Source organism: Streptomyces sp. NPDC050388 (assembly GCF_040655635.1).
Taxonomy (GTDB): Bacteria; Actinomycetota; Actinomycetes; order Streptomycetales; family Streptomycetaceae; genus Streptomyces.
The window spans coordinates 15,654-35,440 of the sequence record NZ_JBFAKH010000062.1 but is presented as its reverse complement, the minus strand read 5'-3'; the positions used below and the strand labels follow the sequence as shown (position 1 = coordinate 35,440).

At 68.7% G+C, this 19,787-nt stretch carries 17 protein-coding genes; 4 read left to right on the top strand and 13 right to left on the bottom strand.

Features of this window, described 5'->3' with window-relative positions; translation table 11 throughout:
• Positions 1 to 20: 20 nt before the first annotated feature.
• Both AB0I73_RS29155 and AB0I73_RS29150 read right to left on the bottom strand, forming a co-directional pair.
• A complete protein-coding gene (locus AB0I73_RS29155; RefSeq protein WP_363042250.1) occupies positions 21 to 1,379 on the bottom strand; it encodes a hypothetical protein in 1,359 nt (452 codons plus the stop codon).
• A gap of 9 nt (positions 1,380 to 1,388) precedes the next feature.
• Complete coding sequence (locus AB0I73_RS29150; RefSeq protein WP_363042248.1) at positions 1,389 to 3,422, bottom strand: HNH endonuclease; 2,034 nt, start codon at positions 3,420 to 3,422, stop codon at positions 1,389 to 1,391.
• Between the two features lie 267 nt (positions 3,423 to 3,689).
• Here AB0I73_RS29150 and AB0I73_RS29145 point away from each other — a divergent pair, with 267 nt between their 5' ends.
• Positions 3,690 to 3,839 carry a hypothetical protein gene (locus tag AB0I73_RS29145; RefSeq protein ID WP_363042246.1) on the top strand — a complete coding sequence of 50 codons (150 nt, stop codon included), beginning with the start codon at positions 3,690 to 3,692 and terminating at the stop codon, positions 3,837 to 3,839.
• Positions 3,840 to 3,841: 2 nt separating this feature from the next.
• On the top strand, positions 3,842 to 4,441 hold the full coding sequence (locus AB0I73_RS29140) for a DUF6233 domain-containing protein (RefSeq protein WP_363042244.1): 600 nt from the start codon (positions 3,842 to 3,844) through the stop codon (positions 4,439 to 4,441).
• Here the strand turns inward: AB0I73_RS29140 and AB0I73_RS29135 are convergent.
• The 4 genes from AB0I73_RS29135 to AB0I73_RS29120 all read right to left on the bottom strand — a co-directional run bounded on the left by AB0I73_RS29135 (position 4,380) and on the right by AB0I73_RS29120 (position 9,666).
• Positions 4,380 to 5,453, bottom strand: coding sequence for a hypothetical protein (locus tag AB0I73_RS29135; protein ID WP_363042242.1), 1,074 nt, complete (start codon positions 5,451 to 5,453; stop codon positions 4,380 to 4,382). The genes AB0I73_RS29140 and AB0I73_RS29135 overlap by 62 nt on opposite strands.
• 89 nt (positions 5,454 to 5,542) lie before the next feature.
• The gene (locus AB0I73_RS29130) at positions 5,543 to 6,466 is read right to left on the bottom strand and encodes a hypothetical protein (protein WP_363042240.1); all 924 of its coding nucleotides are present in this window, start codon (positions 6,464 to 6,466) and stop codon (positions 5,543 to 5,545) included.
• 272 nt (positions 6,467 to 6,738) lie between these two features.
• A complete protein-coding gene (locus tag AB0I73_RS29125; protein WP_363042238.1) occupies positions 6,739 to 7,296 on the bottom strand; it encodes an XRE family transcriptional regulator in 558 nt (185 codons plus the stop codon).
• 12 nt (positions 7,297 to 7,308) lie between these two features.
• Positions 7,309 to 9,666 (bottom strand): helix-turn-helix domain-containing protein, encoded by a 2,358-nt coding sequence (locus AB0I73_RS29120; protein ID WP_363042236.1) that lies wholly within the window; start codon positions 9,664 to 9,666, stop codon positions 7,309 to 7,311.
• 198 nt (positions 9,667 to 9,864) lie between these two features.
• On the opposite strand from AB0I73_RS29120, the gene AB0I73_RS29115 reads away from it, so the two are divergent.
• Together AB0I73_RS29115 and AB0I73_RS29110 are read left to right on the top strand one after the other, a co-directional pair.
• Positions 9,865 to 10,290, top strand: coding sequence for a DUF4357 domain-containing protein (locus AB0I73_RS29115; protein ID WP_363042234.1), 426 nt, complete (start codon positions 9,865 to 9,867; stop codon positions 10,288 to 10,290).
• Positions 10,291 to 10,669: 379 nt separating this feature from the next.
• A complete protein-coding gene (locus AB0I73_RS29110) occupies positions 10,670 to 10,861 on the top strand; it encodes a hypothetical protein (RefSeq protein ID WP_363042232.1) in 192 nt (63 codons plus the stop codon).
• A 123-nt stretch (positions 10,862 to 10,984) separates the two neighbouring features.
• Here the strand turns inward: AB0I73_RS29110 and AB0I73_RS29105 are convergent, their stop codons facing one another.
• From AB0I73_RS29105 to AB0I73_RS29075, 7 genes are all read right to left on the bottom strand, one after another.
• Positions 10,985 to 11,614 (bottom strand): hypothetical protein, encoded by a 630-nt coding sequence (locus tag AB0I73_RS29105; protein WP_363042230.1) that lies wholly within the window; start codon positions 11,612 to 11,614, stop codon positions 10,985 to 10,987.
• Positions 11,615 to 11,618: 4 nt separating this feature from the next.
• Entirely contained in the window at positions 11,619 to 12,275 is a 657-nt protein-coding gene (locus tag AB0I73_RS29100) for a sigma-70 family RNA polymerase sigma factor (RefSeq protein ID WP_363042228.1), read from the bottom strand.
• 4 nt (positions 12,276 to 12,279) lie between these two features.
• Complete coding sequence (locus AB0I73_RS29095) at positions 12,280 to 12,468, bottom strand: hypothetical protein (protein WP_363042227.1); 189 nt, start codon at positions 12,466 to 12,468, stop codon at positions 12,280 to 12,282.
• Positions 12,469 to 13,113: 645 nt separating this feature from the next.
• On the bottom strand, positions 13,114 to 14,280 hold the full coding sequence (locus AB0I73_RS29090; RefSeq protein WP_363042225.1) for a protein kinase: 1,167 nt from the start codon (positions 14,278 to 14,280) through the stop codon (positions 13,114 to 13,116).
• Between the two features lie 111 nt (positions 14,281 to 14,391).
• The gene (locus tag AB0I73_RS29085; protein ID WP_363042223.1) at positions 14,392 to 15,219 is read right to left on the bottom strand and encodes a DciA family protein; all 828 of its coding nucleotides are present in this window, start codon (positions 15,217 to 15,219) and stop codon (positions 14,392 to 14,394) included.
• Positions 15,216 to 17,420, bottom strand: a complete 2,205-nt coding sequence (locus AB0I73_RS29080; RefSeq protein ID WP_363042221.1) for a hypothetical protein — start codon at positions 17,418 to 17,420, stop codon at positions 15,216 to 15,218. Before AB0I73_RS29080 ends, AB0I73_RS29085 begins: the two co-directional genes overlap by 4 nt.
• A gap of 1,297 nt (positions 17,421 to 18,717) precedes the next feature.
• Positions 18,718 to 19,665, bottom strand: a complete 948-nt coding sequence (locus AB0I73_RS29075) for an XRE family transcriptional regulator (protein WP_363042220.1) — start codon at positions 19,663 to 19,665, stop codon at positions 18,718 to 18,720.
• Positions 19,666 to 19,787 lie beyond the last annotated feature (122 nt).

Here is a 19,787-nt window from a genome sequence, read left to right as displayed (position 1 = left end):
GCTGCTACAGATCGAAGGTGTCACCCGACTACAGGAGCCGACGCTTCCGCGTTCGGGTCAGCGATGGAGCTGGCCAGCGCGTTGATCCTCAGCTGGAGTTGCTTGATGCTTTCGCGGACGTCATCGTCGATCACCGTTGCCAGTTGCTGGGGGTCGATTGATTCGATGCCCTTCGCGGTGGACTTCAGTGCCTTGAGGTACTGGGTGCGCTGTTCAATTGTCTGGAGGTCCCGATCGGACTCCACCGTCTCCTCGATGGCTTCCCGTACGGTTTCGTATGCATCGGTGACGCTCTCAGGGGTCGCCTCTGAGTCTTCGACGGCTGCCAGGCACGCGGAAACTTTCTGGCGGGCCTGGCTGGTGAGCTCGATGATCTGGCCGGCGGGGGTCTTGGCTTTCCCGTCTGTGGCGACTTGCCGTACGAACTCGATGCGTTCTGCCTTGCGTGTCTGGGCCGCGGCTTCTTTGCGGATCGCCGGGTCAGACATCGCCTGCGCAACCACTGTGGCTCTGAGTTCCGTGCGTCCCATCAAGGCATCGCGAGCGGCTTCGGCTGTCTTGGGGTCGCCCAGGATCGCGGTTCGCATCGCGGCCGGATTCTTGGCCACCTTCATGGCTTCGGTGTAGCTGGTGCCTGCGGCTTTGGCTTCCTCCGCGATGCGCTCGCGCCGGTCGGTGCTCTGTTCGTAGACGGTGAAGTAGTCGCCCCAAAGGTTCGCGTCGGGCAGGTCAATCTCTTGGCCCGGGGTCAGCTGGTCGAAACTGGGGACTTTACTGTCTGCCGCTGCACGTTCCCATGCACGGTAAAAGCGCATCACCCGCGCAGCAGAGATGCCGGCCATCTCGGCGAACCTGCTGGCGGATACCTTCTCGACATCCCCATCGTCGACACCCCACGTCTCGCTCGGGCGGCGCTCGACTGCGCCGGGCTGGACGTTGCGGGCGACCAAGAGCCCGAAGACCCATCCACCGCTTCGGTCATAGGCGCCGAAAACCCGGGCATCGCGGGCGACGGGGTCGCGTTCGGGGTCGGGCCCGAGGAGCCGGGTGACCTCCGCGCGCATGGCGTCCATCTGCTCTCGGATGCGTGGCACGCCTTCGTGCGGATGCCGCAACTGAAGCAGTATGCGGACGTTCTCCACGCTGGCGCCAAGCCCGAAGGGGGGGTTCGCTTCGATGAACTCGGAGAAGCTGTTGAACGGCTTCTCCTGGTTGACGCCGGAGGGGACCTTCTTCCAGGTTCCTTCCGCCATGACGGCTGCCAGCAGCTCCAGGAAGCCGATCGGCGTGCCACCGTTGCGTTCCAGGGAGTCTCGGAGCTGGTAGACCTGATGCTGCTCCTCAGTGAGATAGCTGTTTGATTCGACTCGGACGGTCATGGAGCTCTCCTACTTGAGGGCCAGTGCAGCGCGGAACCTCCTGCTGGCCTTCTCTACGGTATTGGCGTTCGCTGCCGTGCAGCCGGCAGCCTCGTTCACGCGTGCCGTCGCTTTCATCGCAGCGTCCCGGTAGCCGGCGTCTCCCGGCTTCACACCGCCGCGGTACAGATACTGCCTGATCGTGTCTGAAGTTTTGGAGTTGAAATCGGCGATCTGCTGACGTTCGGTCTTCGGGGCCTCTGTGGGCGGCTCCGGTTCCGGTTCGGTGCGCGGCTGGGGGACCGGGGTCGGCTGCTTGAGCATCATCCCGGCCATCTCGATGATCTGCTTCAGCTTGGTGACGTCTTCTGCGGCGTCGACAGCTCGCTTCAGCGTCTCGACCATCAGCGTCTCGTCCGCGTCCATGTCGAGTTCGTTGCTTGAGGCTCTGGTGGTCGTGGCGACCGCGGAGTCGATGTAGGAGAACTCTTCCTGGACGGCGTCTCCGGGCTCCTCACGCTCCTCTTGTTCCCGTTCCTCCAGGACCTTCAGTCCCCGGTCGTTCTCCTCGCGCAGGAGGTCGAGGAAGCCCTGCATCTTCGGGTCGTCCGGGGCCACGATCAGGCAGGTCTGTTCACGGGCCGGTGTGCCGTCCCATACGCGCAGGCCGCGGCCGATCAGCTGCATCAGGTGGCCGCCGTCGCGGTAGTGGGTCAGGATGCCGACGACGGTGATGGTCTTGCAGTCGTAGCCGATGAACGCCATGCGCACGGTCACCAGCAGGTCCATCGGCTTGACCTTGAAGTCCTGCAGGACCTGTGAGGCGCCGGTGTCGGATGACACGGCGAGCGCCACGCGCAGGTCGGGGTAGCGCTGTTGGAGGTACTTGTAGACCTTCTTGGCGTCCTGCTGCTGCATGCAGGAGATCAGGCCGCGGTAGGAGGCGTGAAACTTCTGCTTGTCCCGGATGGCCCTCACGACGTCGTCGACGAGGGGCTGCCAGGTCTTCTCGTCCCTGAGCACGGGTACGAGTTCGCTGCCGTCGTCGGACAGGTTGTACTCGAGGACGCTGTCCCCGCGGCCGGCATCGTCGGCGAGCGTGCGCTTGGAGACGCGTGCATTGGTGAGGCGCATCTCGAACTTGCGCAGGTAGCCCTCCGCAATGCCGTTGGAGTACTTGGCTTCCGCGTGGTGGACCAGGACCTCACGCTTGGGGTCGGTCGGGTGGGGCTCGTAGTCAGCCAGCACCAGCCGCTGGTTGTCTGCGCGGTTCGGCGTTCCGGTCAAAAGCAGGGTGTGCCGGGCGTACTCGTGCATCTGCTTGATCAATGCGCCTGCGCGGGTACCGCCCTCGCCGGCGTCGGGGTCGGTCGTGTCGCCGCAGAACTGCGCCTCGTCAGCCACGAGCAGGAACCGGCCCTGATGCTTGGCCGCCCATTCCAGAAAGACCGACTCGTTGGTGACCAGCGCGCTGTAGGTGGAGACGAAGCCGCTTCCCGGTTCGGTTACCGGTGTGAGCGGCTTTTCTTTGATCTTGTGGCGGATCATCCCGATGCGCTTGGTGCTGTCGAACAGCAGGCACATCCCCTTCGTCACAGAACCCTGGCTGTCCCGCTGCATCCAGTCGGTCTCGCACTGCGCGGCGAGGGCGACCCGGGGGGCGAAGACCGCCACGTGGTCGATCAGGCCAGCCCGAAAGAGCTTGGTGGCTGTTGCCTGGTAGGTGAGCGTCTTTCCCGATCCGGGAGAGGCAAGGACGGCCGTCAGGCGCTCACCCGCATGGATACGGTCAAAGACTTGGTCGATGACCTCCCGCTGGAAGGGCCGCGGCGAGAATTCGTCGGTGTACTGCACCCCACGTCCTTTTCCTTTGTTGCACTGCGCACACAGTGCTTGCCCGTTCTCGATCACTGTCCGGCCGCCCTGCACCCAGGGCACCATGTGGTCGGCCTCCCAGCCGTCCAGCAGCGGTGCACTGCACGTCTCGCACCGTCCTTCGGCGAGGTCGTACAGGATGTTGCGCTGGTTCTGGGTGAAGAACCGCTGAGGATCCCGATCCGCCACTACAGCTCCCTAAGTCCCCCGATATGCACCTCAGTTGCCGGTTCGCAGGCTACAGGCGGGGTCTGACAACGAGCCGTGTACTGAACGGGATTGACCGATCATCACTTCTTTCTGATCGGCTTACGGACCGAAGGACAGGTCGGCAGGCGTACAACGCACTGAGCAGCCGTGGCAGGGTCTGTGGTCAGGCCGTCGGTGCCGTAGTCGCATTCCCGCGCGTATCTGGACTCGCCGGGCTGGTCGGAGCAGGAGCAGCAGGAGGTCGCCGTGCTGCGGGAGAAGGAACGCGACCTCACAGGGGTGATCCTCACGCACGCCTTCTGGAGCGAGGTCCCCGGGCCTGAACGGCTCGATGCCCGCTCCCAGCTCAAGCACGCCCTCGAACGTGAGGACGGCGAGGGCCAGGAGGCGGCGTAGCCGTGGCGGACACGCCACCCGAGCCGGAGCCGCCGCACATCACCGTGGTCCTCCCCGACGGCCAGGAGGTCGTCGCGCGGCTGTGGGCGAAGCGCCAGGTCCTCGACGACTGGCTGTACAAGGTGGGCCTGCCCGCGTACCGCAACGGGCCCGGGGACTCGGTGGAGCCTGCCGAGTACCGGGTCTGGGTGCGGGCGCCGCAGCACGTACGCCCCGTGAAGGGCGTCTCGTACGAGCAGGTGCCCACCGAGTACCGGCCGAAGCCGTCCGTCGTGGACCAGGTCCTCGGGCCGCACCGCCCGTCGGGCTGGGTCATGGCGAAGGCCGGCGGCCGCGGTCCCGGCCGGGGCGGTGTCGTGCACGCCATCGATTGCGAAGAGGCCCCGGGCGGGGCGCCGGTGCTCACGCTGGAGCGTGCCTTGGACGTGGCGGCGCAGCCGGGCGTCCGGCTGTGCTCGCTGTGCGGCGCCGCCGCCGAGCTCGACCCGTGCTCCGCGGGTTCGATCGAGGCTTCGACGGCTGACGCGCGTCCTGCGGCCGTTATGCCTCCTGTTGCTGGAGCGCGGGAAGGTGGTCCAGCACGCCCTCTAGGAGGGCGTTGACGCTGGCGCGGATCGGGAGGTCACCGATGCTGAAGCGGCTGGTCCGAGTGCCGATCTGCCGGTGCAGTGCGTCGTCGGCGGAGGCGCGGAACTCCGTGAGCTGCTTCATGTACACCTTCTCGGTCCTGCCCCACGGCCCGTGCGCGACGACGTGCTGGAAGTTCTTCTGACCGAAGACCGGAGGGACGTGATCCAAAATCGCTCGGAGCAGCATCTGGCACGCGTACGGACGCTCGTCGGCGTAGCTGGCGTTGAGTTCGCGGACCAGGGCGAGCAGCTTGTCCGTCCGGAAGGTGGTGTCCTTGGCCTCCAGGTCGGCAATGAGTTCTTCGGCAACGTACGAGCCGACGGCTGGAGTGGGCGCGGGGGCTGGAACCAGGGGGTGAGGAGCCGGGAGAGCTTCTGCCTGGGCCGTGATGAGGCGGGCGGTGGTGTGCACGTACTCGTGCAGGGTGGTGGCGTCCCGGTACTGGCGGATCTCCCGGCGCAGCTCGCGCCACCAGGCGCCGTCTTCCGTTCCGCTGGAGCCGCCCCAGGTGGCCGGCTCATGTGTCAGGACGTCGGGCAGCCGGGCCAGGAAGCCCCGGGGCAGTCCGGGCAGCTCCCGTTCGATGTCCGCGAGGGTGAACCGCGGCCTGGCTGCCTTCTGCGTCGACAGCGGTGCGCTGCGCTGGATCGCGATCAGCGCGTGGAGGACGCGTAGGAAGGGGTCGGCCACGTACGGCTGGAGCTCGGGCACGTGGAGAGCGGCAGCGATCGTGAGGGCGGGGCGGTCGTCGTCGGAGATGTGGAAGCTGTTGTGTGTCGTGAGGCCGTAAGAGGGGCCCACATGCCCGGAGGAACCGACGCGGGGCAGGGAGCGGAGGAGCTCCTCGGCATCGAGATCATGCCGATCCAGGGTGTCGACGGTGAACTGCCATACGGGCCACTCGTCCTCCATGAGGTACTGATGGGCCATCGTCGTCAGGAGCATGGTCTGCTCCCGGGAGAGGGCGGCCGTCAGATCGGTCATCACGTCTGTCTTTCCATCGTGGTGCGGTCGGGCAGCGCCCGCCTGCTCGGGGTACGACAGCGGCATCGGCGCACTGCGCAGTGCCCTGCTTACGGTGTTCGCTGGACCAGGCCGACGGTGAACCACTGCACGAGGGTGGCAGCCAGGTGCACGGCCATCTCGGCCTCGCGCTGGTTCTCGAGCCGCGTCGGGTTCTGCGATCCGTGCCGGGCGGTCTGGCCCTGCCACAGGCGCCGCATCATGTCGGCCACCAGCGTGATGTCGTCCCCGCCCCCGCCTGCTGGGATCGCCGTGGAGAACCGCTGCGGCGAGTTCCGAATCACGCCCAGCATCGTTCCGAGCGTCGCCTTGGCGTTGTTCGGTTCGATCAGAGACTGGGAGGCCGACTCCACGGCCTTGATCGCTTCGCTGTACGCCTTGGAGGGATCGGGGTCCCGTCCATACGCGCACTTCCAAGCGGTTGCCAGGTGGTCGGCGGCGGATCCGCTCTGCGGGGTACGAGCAGCTGCCAGAGTGCCGGCGACAGCTTGCTGCGCCGTTGCGTCGACCCGGAGCTCCAGCCCGGTGCGAGCGTCGTTGACGCGGTACGCGGACCCCGCGAGCGTCAGCATGTCCTCCAGCTCCGCGATGGCCTGCTCGCGGGCGCTGCTCCCGTGTGTCCCGAGGTACTGCCGACGGCCGCTCCACGTGGCTGGGTTGGGATAATACGTCTGCGTAGTCGGCGGCAGGCTCAAGTGCAGCATCGCGTTGACGACATCGAGCAGCTGCTCCTTGGCGGTACCAGCCGCCAGGAACTTCGCCGGCGAGTACACCCGGGGACCGGTGTCGACACGCAGCTTCAGGTGCAGGGCGATCCTCTGTGCGTTGGCTTCGTCGTCTTCGAGGAGAGCCATCACCCACTGGCGCAGAGGGATCTCCATGTAGTCCGGGACGCCCTCGGAGAGGGACTTGTCTATCGAACCTCGTAGATCCGCCGCCTGCGGATCACGCCGCTTGCGGCCGCGCATGAACATGAGCGAACGGTAGCGCCACCCACTGACACGCGCCGGAAGTTTCCGTGCAGAACGGCCCCTGCCGACCTTGATCAGGTCAGCAAGGGCCATTTACCGCGGATATTGATGACCCTCCGCGCGGCGTTGGGGTGGCACGGACAACGATCCCGGGATGGCTGTCTCGGCTCCTGCTCGGCAGCGTACCGGCGACTCGGCCTCGCCCTCGCTTCGCTCGAGTGTGGTCGGGTAGCCGGATCACATCGGGGCATCGTCACCTGTTCGGGGCGCATCTACTACAGGTCGAACTCGAGGTGCTCGATGTCCGTGAACCGGACCTCCTCCAGGCTCCCGGCGCGGCGGCCGCCGTCCTGGAAGTAGACCTCCTTGAGCGCTTCGGCCGCGATTTCCTGGAGTCGGGCGTCGCCAGCGCCGGCCTCCTGGGCGTCGAAGAGGCGGGCCGCGTAGACGGGCGGCAGGGCGACGGTCAGGTGCCGGATGCGGTCCTCGTCCGTCGACCCGATCGGCGCGACGTAGCCCATGCGGGCCCGGGTGTCGATGACGATGCCGCCCGTGGACGCCGCCTTCTGCCGGGCCTTGGCCCGGATCTGCGGCTGCCACCGCTTCTTCACCTCCCTCTCCAGACGTGCAGCGAGGTCGGGACGGGGCTTTTTGATTTGGTCCTTTACATACCGCTCGACGGTGCGCTGGGAGACCCGCAGCGTCTGGGCGACCGCCTTCGTGCCCTTGAGTTGCTTGACCAGGTACCGCATCTGCGCACCCGCGCTCTTGGGTGCCGGGCGGGTGAAGGACTTCTGCACCGCGGCGTCCAGGCCGTCCCCGAACAGGCTCATCGTGGCCTACTCCTACTCTCCGTTGTCGACGTCGGTGACGGTGCCGTCCTTGATGTACCGGGCGAGGTTGAGCTCCGGGGCGTTGAACCGCTCGCGGACCTCCTCGCCCCACAGCACGGTCTGGGTGCCCTCGTGCTTGACCAGGCCGGGGTTGATGCCGAGCTTGAAGCCGCCGGGCAGCGGCTTACCCTCCCGGTAGGGCAGGAAGGCCAGCGGGCTGGTGCCGTCGGCCGCGTAGACGACGCAGTCGGACAGGAGCGCGATCGGGTACTGCCCGGTGAACGCCGCGTGCTTGACGATCTTGCGGTGCAGGTTGATCCGGGTGCGGGAGATGACCGCCGCCCGGATGTCCGGCCGCCACGTCGAGCGGGACAGGGCGCGCCACGGCTCGCCGGGCCGCCAGCCCTCCCCGCGCGGGCGTTCGCGCAGCTTGCCCAGGCCGCCCTTGACCGTCGCCTTGATCGCCGAGACGACGATCGCAAGCTCCGGGTCACGGCTCTTGTAGTCGTCCATCGCGGCGAGGAAGTCGTTCGGGGCGAGGTCGGCGTCGACGCCGAGGTCGGCCATGGTGGCGAGGTAGGCGTCACGGAGCCGGTTGTACCAGCCGTCCAGGTAGCGGCCGTTCTCGTACCGGACCCAGGCCTCGATCGGGCGCACCTCGTAGCCGAGCTCCACCGCGTAGGCGACGGTGGGCGTGGCGTACCAGGCCGGCCCCTCCGGGCGCTGGCCCGTCGGCGTGAACGGGCTGGGCAGCAGGCTGCCGTCCAGGTCCGCCCACTTGTCCTTGGCGACCTTCACCTTCGACAGGTCGACGTGGGAGAGGTCGACCAGCCACGAGCCGGGCAGCTTCGGGTCGAACGCCGGGCTCGTGACGTGCGTCGGCGCACCGAGGCCGAGGACTAGGCCGTTGGCGCCGGCGGCGAAGGCCATGTTGACGTCGATGCCGACCAAGTGGCGCAGAGTGCACTCATCGTCGGTCATCGGCCGCGCCCAGTCGTACGCTTCCTCGAACAGCTTCTCCGCCGGGCCGCGCACGTGGAACCGGGGCAGGTCCTTGAGGACCGGGTGCCCGTCGGGGGCCTCGCACGGTGCCGGGTCGACCGGGTCCTTGCCCAGCGAGCCGGGGTTGTGCTCGGAGTGCCGCTTGCCGTCGGCGTCCGGCTCGGAGGCGCGCGTCGGCGGGTGCAGCGCGGTCATCAGCTCCAGGCCGGTCACTGCGGTCGATCCGCGCGGCGTCATCACTCGCGAGGCGTACACGCCCAGGACGCGGGCGAGTTCGGCGGGCGCCAGCTGCCCGGCCTCGCCCCAGTGCCGGGTGTCCAGCGCGTGCCAGGAGGGGATGCACAGCTGCACGCAGGCCCGCTCCGAACCCTGCGCGGGGCGGTAGATCCTGGCCCACGGGCCGAAGCCGCGCTTGGTGAGCTTCCAGTCGGCGCGGGTCAGCTGTTTGATGACCTTGTGGCCCTCCGGGATCCGCCCGGCGCGCTTCTCCTCCTCCGTGAGCGTGACAGGGAGGCCGTAGCGCTCCAGCGCGGCCTCGGTGAGCACGAGCAGCGGGTCGGCCTCCTTGCCCGGCCCGGACAGCTTCGGCTGCCCCAGCTTCGCCTCGCGCAGCGTCCAGTCGACCAGGGCCGGGATGGACTTGGCGGGCACCTCGAGGACCAGGCTGCCGGTGCAGTACGCCAGCACCTGCCCGTCCTCGACGTCGACGACCGCCAACGGACCGTTCTCGAACCGCGGATCGGTGCCGCCCGCCGGCGTGACGACCGGGGCCGCCTTCTTCGCACCCGGGCGGCGCGACGTCGACGACGTCCTGGTGGTGCGCGCCGGGCGGGTCGCGGCGCCCGGAGCAGCGGCGACAGGGGCAGGAGTCTGGGTGTTCTCGGTTGCAGTCATGGCCGCAGCCTCGGACGCCTCCCCTGTGGACAGAGTCCGCGCTTCCGCCGGGGTCGCCTTCTGTGTCCCAGGACGACGCGACGTCGGCGTGGCCCTGGTGGGGTAAAGGGATTCGGCGATTTCGTCGAATACAGCGTCCGGAACCTCTGGCATTTCGCCTGCCGCGTCGGGCGCGCCGGTGCACGTGGCCGACACCGCGGCGTCCTTAACGGGTGCGGCTGCGTCGGCCGGAGCGGCGGGGTAGAGCTCCGCGAGTTTGTCCAGCAGCCGGGCGTAGGCGTCGCGCTCCGGCGGGCGGGGCTCGGTCTTGCCGGACTCCCAGCCGGACACCGTGGCCCGGCGCACCTTCAGCGCGGTGGCCACTGCGTCGATCGTCAGGCCGTGCGCGGCACGCAGCCGCTTGCGCTCCGCCGGTGGCGGCAGCGTGGCGCGGGACGCGATCAGCGCGTCGACCGCGTCGAACAACTCGGACATGGAACACCTCCTGCTCCTCAAGTGTAGCGCGAACCGTACAAATCGCGTACCAAACGCGTACGAATGGCGTACGTCTCCTACTCTATTTATTCTCCTGGACCGCTGAAACTAAAAGCAAAAGTAAGCCTCCTGGATAGCATATGATCGAAGGGAAGCGAGGGGTTCGGGCTAGCCGGACCACCGTCAACGGGAGGCCGTATGCCTACGCTCAGCATCAATTTCGATCCAGCCGTCATCGCGCACCTGATGAGCGCGAGCGGCGATGACACCGTTCATGTCACGCTCACCCTTGGCACCGGGGACCCGACAGCAGCACCAGCGGCCAAGCCTGTGGTCCCCCACGGCCCACTCGCCGATCTCATGAAGGCGGACCTGCTGAAGGCGGGCACGGTCCTGAGGTTCCATCAGCGCCGGGCCAATCGATCCGGGCGGGCCGTGGTGACGCCCGACGGCCAGCTGGTCGTCGACGGCCACGCCACTCCGTTCCCCTCGCCGTCCAAGGCAGCGGAGGCCGTGACCGGCAACGTGATCAATGGATGGACGCTGTGGCATGTGGAGGATGACGGGCCCGGCCCCACGCTCGACGCCCTGCGCCGCGAGCTGGAGTCACGCAACGCGCAGTAGCCGCAAGTCCCGCAGCCGTCCGGCGGAGATCCGTAAATACCTTGTCAGCGCCTCGAGTGTGCCAAATCGTGTGACTCCCATGGGTGCCAAATTGGCTTTCCCGCGGCAGGCGGGTGCAGGATGCGCCCTGAGCATCTCGATGTGACCGCGCGAGCGGTTGAGTCGTAGAACTCTGTGCAGGGGGCGGCGGTTGAGACCGTGCGGTCTCCTGCCTGGCCCGCCGTGGTTTCCGCACGCAAAAGGGGAGCCCTGAAGGTCGTACCCGAGCTTGCAGGCGGAGGGTATGACCGGGACTCCCCGGTGTCGCGCTGAGATCACATCCGCACGAGCGAAATCATGAGAGATGAATCCTGAAGCGACACCGCGGAACAGTACAGCAATGAGACCGGCGTCCCGGCTTGCCCAGGTCAGCCAGGCGGCCCCGGCCATCACTGCTCTCTTGGCCATGATCGCGATCTGTCTGCTGGCGGCTCGCGGACACACCGAGCACATCACCGCTGTCGCGGTGTTCGGCGGCGCCGTCTTCGCCACGGGCACCGCGGCGAACGTGACGATCAACATCCGTCGCTGACCTTCGCGGCTATCACGGGCAAGACACGGAACGGCTCGTTCCCCGGCGGCTTCGGTGCCGGGGAACAAGCCGTTCTTTCATGGCGTGGGTCCACCGCGCCAGGTGATGCCGGCCATCGCCGGGTCAGCGGGCGTCAGCGAGTTCTTCGATCTGGTGGGCGAGGTGCGAGTCGGGGCGCAGTACCTGGAAGCCCCACCCTTCGATTTCGTTGACCTTGAGTCGGCCGACCGCTTCCCGCAGGGCGAGGGGCGGGCGGCGGGGGCGTGTCCGGCGGCGGGAGAAGGGGGTGAGGTGGATGTCGGTGTCGAGGGTAATGGCCTGGTGGGCCCAGTGGTCGGCGTCGCGGAGTTCGCCGCGGCTGAAGTGGAACAGGTGGAGGCAGTAGGCGGCGGTGGCGTTTCCGGCGCCGGCCGCGAACTGCCACCACCACTGGGCGCCATCGGGGGAGTCGGCGAGGCTGAGGAGGCAGGCGAAGTGCAGGGCGCCGTCGATGTCGGCGGGCTCTTCGGTGAACTTGGCCAGGTGCGCTGCGGCGTCGTCGCTGTAGAGGAGTTCGGCGGTCAGGGCCTGGAGGTCCTGGTCGGCTCGGTCCAGCGCGGTGGGGAAGCGTCCTTCGGGAGCCAGCTGCGTGCCGAACATGAGGGTGGCGGTGACGTCGCGTACGACTTCCTGCTTGAGGTCGGCGACGTCCTCGTCGGTGAAGGCATCGGGCAGCACGGCCTGCGCCAAGATGTCGTGGATGCTGCGCGGCACGGTGTTACTCCTTGTCCTCGTCGCCAGCTGTGATGTTCAGGCGGAGCTTGCTGGCGATGCGTTCACGGGCCGAACGCCGGTGCCCGCGGACGGTGTCCGGCTTGATACCCATGATGTTGGCGACCTGCTGCGTGGGATAGCCCAGGACGTAGTGCAGCACGATCACGTCGTACTGGCGCTCGGGCAGAGCGGCTATGGCGGTGTAGAGGCCGAGGGCGGACTCCATGACCTCGAGTTGCCGACGCAGGGCCTCCAGCGTGGCGCGGGCGGCGCGCTGCATGGCGACGGTGCGCATGTCCGGCGAGGCGGAAGTTCCCCGGCCCGATGCGCTGCCGGTGATGCGCAGATGGAGTTCAACCCGCTGTTTGAGCAGCCGCCAGGCGTACGCCTCGGGGCTCTCTTCCTTCAGGACGACGGCCCAGTTCAGCGCCAGGTGCGAGTAGCAGCGCTGGACCACGGCCTTGGCGGCCTGTTTGTCGCCCAGCATGGTGTGCGCGTAGCGCAGGTGGGGCCGGGAGTACAGGTCGATGAAGGCTTCGAGGTCCGGGGGCATGACGTAGTGCACGCCGTGGAGGGCGTTGAGTTCGGTGGCGGTGCTGGGCAGGGTGTACTGCATCTCGCTCGCCCCGTCGGAGTCTTCGTACGGCGGGAAGTTGGTCATGGCGTCAGGCCTCCTGGTCACGAGAGGCAGGAGGGGCCGGGGCCGGCGTGCTCGCGGGGCTCTGCAGCAGCTCGGTCACACCGACCCGGACGCCCGCGCGGAGCAGGCGGCGCGTCACTTTGCGTACGTCTGGAGCGAATACGCGCAGTGCGGTGACCCCCACCAGCACGGCGAGCAGGTCGTCAACGGTCACAGGGGCCCTGTCCTTCAGTCTGCGGGCAGCGCCAACTCCCCTTCCCCACAGGGAGGGTGACGCTGGAGGACACCGCTGTCCTCCTCCGCAGGATTTCGGATCAGGCCCCCCGGACGCGCATTTCATGGCCGATCAATTTCTGACACTAAGTGATCACGCGAACACGTACAGATATAAACAATCCTCTAAGCTACCGCTCAGGCACTCTTCGTGATCAGCGGAAATGTGATCCGTTCAGGAGGCGGGTGCAGCCGAGTCGGGGGTGCGAACAGCCGACCGCCCGTCGAATGAGTGATGCAGATCACAGCATGAAGCGGCACTTCGCCCCGGACCTGCGGCTGACACGCCCCGTGTACGGGAGTCAGCCGAGCCGGACGATGACCAGGACGGACAGGTGGCACAGCGCGCGGTTCGCGAGTGGATGACGGAGAGCTGGCCGACGGACGGGATAAGGACGTTCTCGCCCTCGGGGGTCACCGAACGGGCCTACCTGGTGGTCGAGCAGGTCTTCTACGACGCCGAGGACGACGTCTTGCAGCACACGGTGACCGTCAACTACAGCGGCCCTCTCACGAGATCCGGTACCAGCCCACACCCGAGGACCTCGCTCAGCGCGAGTAGCCGACCCCGTCCCGCTGCCTTCGATCAGCTGGTGACGTGCACGGTGACGTACAGGTCTCCAGGCGCTCCGCCGTGCTTCCCCGGCGCGCCAAATTCCCTGAGTCGGATCTTCTGCCCGTTCCGGACACCAGCGGGAAGGCGGATCTTGAAGGTGCGCCGCTTGCTGGCGACCCGGCCCTCCCCTCTGCAGATGGCGCAGTCCAGCACCCTCGTCTCGTCTCCTGTGGTGGCGCAGGCAGGGCAGTTCTCGTGGGCGGTCATACGCATGGGGACGACTGCACCACCGGTGGCTTCGTCCGGGTGGAGCCAGACTTCGGAAGTGACGTCGGCCCCGCGGCTGGGCGGCGCAGTGTCACCGAGGTAGCGGTCGCCGATCTCTTCCAGGAGGTCATAGACCTCTTCGGCGCTGTCCGGCCGCTGGGCGGGGTCCTTGGCCAGGAGTTGGCTGACCAGCCGTTCCAGTTCCACGGGGGCGTCCGGGCGCAGGGTGCGCAGTGGGGCGGGCCGCTCGTTGAGGTGCTGGTTGATCAGGTGCCAGGACGTGCCGGTGAAGGGCCGGCGGCCGGTGATCGTCTCGAAGAGCACGCATCCGAGCGAGTACAGGTCGGAGCGGTGGTCGAAGGAGCCGGACAGTGCTTCGGGCGCCATGTAGGCCGGGGTACCGATCAGGACGCCGGTGGTGGTGATGTCGTGCCGTGCGTCGCTCCCCTTGGTGATGCCGAAGTCCACGACCGTCGCCTCGCCGTCGTCCAGGACCATGATGTTGGACGGCTTGATGTCCCGGTGGGTGAGGCCCGCCTCGTGCGCGGCGCTCAGGGCGTCGGCGACGCAGGATGCCGCGTACAGGGCCGTCGGCAGGGGAAGTCGGCCGTTCTCGAGGACGGCGCTGAGGGACTTGCCGGGGAGCAGCTGCATCACCAGGTACGCGTACGGCCGTCCGTGGTGCACGGCGGAGCCGAAGTCGTGCACGGTGACGATGTGCGGATGGGACAGGCCGCCGGCGACCGCGGCCTCGCGGGCGAACCGGGCCACCTGCCGGTCGTGGTCCGCGCTTCCGTCACTGGTGAGGACCTTGACCGCCACCAGGCGGTTGACCCTCGGGTCGTGTGCTGCCCAGACCTGTCCGAACCCGCCCGCACCGATTGGCTCGATCAGCCGGTAGCGGCCGTCCAGCACGGTCCCTGCCTGCACGGCTCCCTCTTCTCGGTACACAACGCGACGCACGATGTGTACCAGGCGTGTATCCGTCACGCTACGCCGGGACATGCACCAGTAACAGGGGGTGCTGATCTATCAGTTGGCTCAGGCCGTGGTCCGCACTACGGCCGCATCCGGGACGCTGGCCGTCGCCCCCGACTCCCGGGCCGCGCGTTCTTGTCGGGCCCGGCGCAGCGCGGCCGCGCGGGACACCTCCGCCTGGCGGCGCCGCTCGGAACGGGCGGCATCGAACGGGGTCGGCGCGTCGTCTGGCACGTCGTCGATCTCGGGGAACGCACGGCGGGACAGCTCCCGCAGCGCGGCGGTCTGTCGCTCCACCGCCTCCGCAATACCCGGATCCACCCGGGGCGCTGGCGCAACCTCGCGGTGCGCTTCGAGGGCAAGCCGGTACCCGGGCGAGGCGGTCTCCCGGGTGCGCACTGGCCCGGCGGGCACAGTGACGGGCACCGGATCGACGTCGGCCGGCTCGGGCGCCGGAACAGAGCCAGGCGCGAGGATCCGCAGGGACCGGACGACCGTCCGGCCCGCCGACTGGTTGGCGGCCGCGATGATGCGGGTCTGCTCCAGCCGGGCCTTCGTCGCCCAGGCTGACGACTCCGGACACACCGTGAGCTGGCCGGAGTCGGCGTCGTACGACACAGCGGCGACGTGCCCGGCGAGCTCGGGGGCGATGGCCGCCCACCGCTCGCGCAGCGTCGCGCCGACGGCCGGGAGCTCCCAAGCGCGCTCGGTGACCAGCGCGCCGATCGCGGCCCCGAGGCCCATCGGCTCGCGCTCGTCTCGGCGCACCGCACGGATCATCCGCGGCTTCGCCTTCGCCTTCTGGCCGCCGCCGTTGGCGCGTGCCGCCTCCATCGCGGCCCGCAGCGCGACCCTGGCCAGGTCGACGCCGGACACCTCGCCGCCGCTCACGCCTGCCCCCAGGTGGCATAGCCGAGATCCAGGTGCCCGAGCCGGGCGAAGTGCTGCGCCTGGTCGACCAGCTGGTTGCTGAACAGACGCCTGGCCGACGTCTCGCCGTAGCGGTCGATGTGGTCGAACACCACCTGGTGGTCCTTCAGCGCCCGCACCCGCCAGCCGCGGACCTGCTCGCGGGTCAGTTCCTCGAGGACCAGCTCCTGGTCGTCGTCGACGTCGGCGGGCTCCGGCTCCGGAGCAGGGACGACGCCAGCCGGGCGGGGTGAGGGCACCACGACCGGGGCCACCGGCGCGGCCGGAACGTCGTCGGCCGACTGCGCGGCCGCAGCTTCGGCACGGGCCTGAGCTGCGACGGCCTGCCGAGCGCGGTGCTGCTCCCACTCGTACGCCTTCGCCCACGCCCTGGCGGTCACGTCCTGGTGCAGCTGCTGTTCGGTCACCGCGCGGCGCTCGGTCTCAGAGGCGCCGGGCATCGCCGCGTCGACGGCGGCCGCAACCGCGTGGCGCTGGTCACGACGGTCGGCCTGCCTCTCCGCGCAGCGCGGGCAGTCCTGCCCGGAGTCGAGCAGCACCCGGTCATCGCACCGCACGTCGCCACACTGCTGACGCTGCGGCAGGGCCAGGCCGATCAACCAGCCCACCGGGTCCTTGATCGGCCCATGCAACCGCATCTGGTCGGCCAGGCGCCGGGTGAGCCGGTCGGCGAGGACCTGCGGACCGTCGGCGCGGCCGGCGAAGCCGATCACCCGCTTCAGCTCACTGCGGGCGGCGGCTTCCACCAGGCGGCGAGCGGCCGCACGGTCCAGCCGCGCCCACACCAGGTCGACCGGAGCCAGGACGGTCCGCAGATCCTCCGGCGGCAGGGGCGCCCTCCCCCGCTGCTGCCTGCTCTGCCCCGCACCGTCCACGACCCGCACCGGGGTACCGGTCACCGGCCCGCGGCCGGGCTTCTCGCTGCTGATCGACGGGGACTTCTTTGGCTGTTCCCCGCGCAGCGGGCCGCCGTCCTCGCGCATGCACGCGCGGTCCGGCAGATCACCGGTCCCACCACGGCCTTCGCCGGAAAAGCCACCAGAGAGCGCAAGAGACCCACCGGGAGTAACCACAGGAGCGTGGAGAGCGTGGTGCTGTGCAGCTGCGGCGAGGTCTGCCGATCCGGTCTTCTCGCCCTGCCGTGCCCCCTCCGCCCCAGTAATGACAAGGGTCTCGCCCGTCTCGCCGGATTCAAGATCTCCGGATGCAGTACCGGCGAGGTCTGAAAACACGGCCTTCGCCGCCCGGCGGGCCTCCCGCACGGCCACGCCGTGAGCCTGAGCGACCGGCACCAGACGCACCCGCGACTTCGCGTGCAGGCCCGAGCCGGTCTCCTGCCGCACGACGTCCGCGACGCCGTGCTCCTGGAGCCGCTTGAGGACCTTCGCTCCGGCCGCCGCCGTGCAGCCCAGCAGCCGCCCGACTGTCGCCGCCGGACGTCCCCGCGCAGAGTCCACACTGCCGGGGCACAGCTGCAGCCAGCCCGTCGAACCCGTCGTCAGGACCATCAGCAGAAGCCCGAGCCGGTCGGTTGCCGCGCCCCGGCCCGTACGCCCGGCGAGCAGCCCGGCCGGGATCGGCTCCTTGTCTTTCGGCGCCCACCCCGGACCGAACAGCACCTCGCACAGCCGCAGCAGCACCGCGAGCTCCGAGCGGGACAGCGCCAGGACGTGCCGCCGGTCGCCGGCCTTCTGCGCCCGGTACATCGGAATCACCCAGCACTCCAAGCCCGTCGCGTGCCCGAAGGCATTGGTCGCGACGTTCGAGCCGAGGTACCCGGCAGCGCGCAGCTCGGGCAGCACGGTGTGCGCGACCGTTGACTGCGACACCCCCAGCCACCGGCCCAGTTCAGCCGCCCAGATGGACGCCTGGTAGTCGTCGCGGACCTTCGACTTCGCCATCAGCACGACGGAGGCCAGCCGGGCGCCGTCCGACGCACCGGCCAGGGCCGGGGACGTGACCAGCACGCGCACCGCAGCGAGCAGTCGGGCGCGCATCGTCTTCGACAGCTGGAGCGGGTTGCCCAGCTCCAGCGGAACGACCGGACCGGCCTGCGCGGGCACCGGCCGCAGCCGACGGCGCGAGGCCCCGCCGACGGAGTTGTCAATGAACTCCGAGCGGGGATGCGCGAGCGCGGCGGCCGGTGCCGCCACGGCGCTCATCGGCCCACCGCCCCGACAGGAGCGGTGGACACCGCAAAGGCCGAGCATCCCAACGTCGCCTGTGTCGCCATCGGGCCGGTGTACACGCCAAAGCGGACACCTCCCTTTGGGGATAGAACGCGCGCTTCCTCATCTATCCGGTGAACCTGCACCGAACGACCTGTGGGCAGAGCCCGGCGACCGGCGCCGGAGCTGTGGACAACGGAGAGCCGAGCGCGGCCCAGCAGGAGCGCACCCCCGGCGACCGTCAGAAGGACAGAGGACCCCCTCTTTAGACAGGTGTCGCGGACCGGGATACGTGTGACACTCCGACCCCAGGAATCTTCGTGACTAATGCCGTGAACTGCGCAAACAGGGTGTGCGAATTCCGTCACGCGGGAAGTGTGGGGGGCTCGAACCGGTGTGAATCGGACACGGTCGAGCTGACAAGGAGACGCGAAGTCGTGCACTATGGCGGGGACACCAACTTTCATATGCGAGCCGGACCACCCCGCAACGCGGGACGGGCCGACGAGTGGATGGAAGGCACCAAGCCCCCTCCGTGAGGAGCGGGCGCGGTCCCAACCGAAACGCCGCGAGGTGGATCGGAAGGGGGGAGATTTCTCCTCTCGTTTGGGTGCTGGTGAACCGCAGGGCCCCCGTCAAAGGGCCCCGCGGATCGGGTAGGGCACCGACCGTTGTCAGCGGCCGGGGTCTTGCTCAGGTAGTGCGCCAGCCCTGTCAGTGGCCGGGGTGCTGCTGGTGGCCCTTGTCAAAGGGGCCGACCCGCTTGTCGAAGGCGGGGTATTGCTGAAAAGGAAGTGGCTCGATGAGCCGAAGCTCGGAACTGGTGTCAAGCCCGGGACCGAGCAGCCGAGCCGGGGTGTCAAGCCCGGTCGGTGCGAAGGGCCGCGCGAGGCCGAAGCGGATTGTCAGTCCGCAGAATGGCGCGCGCGGCCGATGACCTAGGTCATCCCGACCCCCTCAATACCGAAGGTGGAGTCGGCATGCCGGAAAGCGCACCCGAAGGCGTGATCGCGATGATGGAACGGCGCAGCTGCGCGTGAAGTTCCACGGGTGCGGGTAGTCTTCATTCCGCGATCACCTCCCAACCAGGTGCTCGCCCAAACGGAGCTTCGCCCCGTTCGAGAGCCCCCAGTGGACCAGGCCCGGTCCCGGGGGCTTTCGCCGTTGTCGATCACTTCTGCGCACAGCCTAACTGCATAACCGGCCAGAACTGTGGGGCGAATTCGCGCAGTATCCGAGACGATCCCGCCTGACGGGAAGCGCGCGGGAAAGTGCCCGCCCCACGGGAAAGTCACTGTCCACCCCGCAGTTCACGAAGATGGGTGACGAACTCCTGCGCCTCCGAGGCGTACCCGTAGTGAGTCTGTAGGGCCTGCCCGAGGTCGGCGGCCACCATCGCCAGCGACGGCAAAGACTTCCGCTCCCCCGTCAGGGCCCGCTCCCCGTGGGCGAGCGCCGTGTCCAGGTCACCTTCGCGCGCGGCGACCACGCCGAGCGTGACGCGGGCCTCCGCGATCCGCATGGGCGAGCGCTCCGTTCCGTCGAAATCCGTGCCCGCCCGGATGACCTCGTTGGCCAGCTGCTCCGCGAGCCGGTTCTCGCCCGACTTCCTCAGCGCGTCCATGCGGTAGAAGTCATATTTCGCGGGGTCGACGACGAAATGGTTCTCGATGTTCTCGGGATACGGCTGGAGTTCGAGGATCTGACGGCCCTTGTCGAGCGCGACCTCAGTCTGCGACCGGTCGCCCAACCGGGCCCATGCCTTGGCCTTCTGCGCGTACAGCTGCGCGGCGACGCTCTCGGTCGGCGCCACGGCGATGCCGGCCTCCGCGGCCGCGATGACACCGCGATAATCGCCCCGGGTCAGCGCGAACCACGCCCTCATCTCATGAGCCCAGCCCTGCACGCTCAGCTCCCCGGCCTCCTGACCGAGCATCAGCGCGGCCTGCCGGGTGGCTTCGGCGTCGCGGGGCCGGCCGGAGTCGTACTCGACACAACCCACCAGGAGCGACAGCCGCCCGGCGAGCGCGATGATCTCGCGGTGCTGCGCCAAGCTGACCCGCTGGTGCTGGAGGCCGACGACGCGGGCGAGCCATGCCTTGCCCTCCAGGAGCAGCTGGTCGGCGGGCATGTACGCGTACTCGCAGCACAGCCGATCCGCTGTGATCCGCAGTGCGTCCAGCGTGGCGACGTCCACGTCCGAGGCTCGCAGCCGCGCGATGATGTCCACTGTGTCCATGCCGCTGACCTGCAAAATCTCCGCACGGCCGTCACGGCGGGAGCGCTCGGGGAAAAAGGCGCCCGTGGTCGTTCCGAACACGGCGGCGATGGCCGACCGGTACTTCGTCGGCTGACTCTCCC

Coding starts and splice junctions, on each gene's coding strand:
- AB0I73_RS29125 (WP_363042238.1), bottom strand. CDS start 7,296: ATGAGCCTGTTCGGGGACGGCCTGGACGCCGCGGTGCAGAAGTCCTTC.
- AB0I73_RS29155 (WP_363042250.1), bottom strand. CDS start 1,379: ATGACCGTCCGAGTCGAATCAAACAGCTATCTCACTGAGGAGCAGCAT.
- AB0I73_RS29075 (WP_363042220.1), bottom strand. CDS start 19,665: ATGGACACAGTGGACATCATCGCGCGGCTGCGAGCCTCGGACGTGGAC.
- AB0I73_RS29110 (WP_363042232.1), top strand. CDS start 10,670: ATGAGACCGGCGTCCCGGCTTGCCCAGGTCAGCCAGGCGGCCCCGGCC.
- AB0I73_RS29135 (WP_363042242.1), bottom strand. CDS start 5,453: ATGACCGATCTGACGGCCGCCCTCTCCCGGGAGCAGACCATGCTCCTG.
- AB0I73_RS29115 (WP_363042234.1), top strand. CDS start 9,865: ATGCCTACGCTCAGCATCAATTTCGATCCAGCCGTCATCGCGCACCTG.
- AB0I73_RS29130 (WP_363042240.1), bottom strand. CDS start 6,466: ATGTTCATGCGCGGCCGCAAGCGGCGTGATCCGCAGGCGGCGGATCTA.
- AB0I73_RS29120 (WP_363042236.1), bottom strand. CDS start 9,666: ATGTCCGAGTTGTTCGACGCGGTCGACGCGCTGATCGCGTCCCGCGCC.
- AB0I73_RS29080 (WP_363042221.1), bottom strand. CDS start 17,420: ATGAGCGCCGTGGCGGCACCGGCCGCCGCGCTCGCGCATCCCCGCTCG.
- AB0I73_RS29100 (WP_363042228.1), bottom strand. CDS start 12,275: ATGACCAACTTCCCGCCGTACGAAGACTCCGACGGGGCGAGCGAGATG.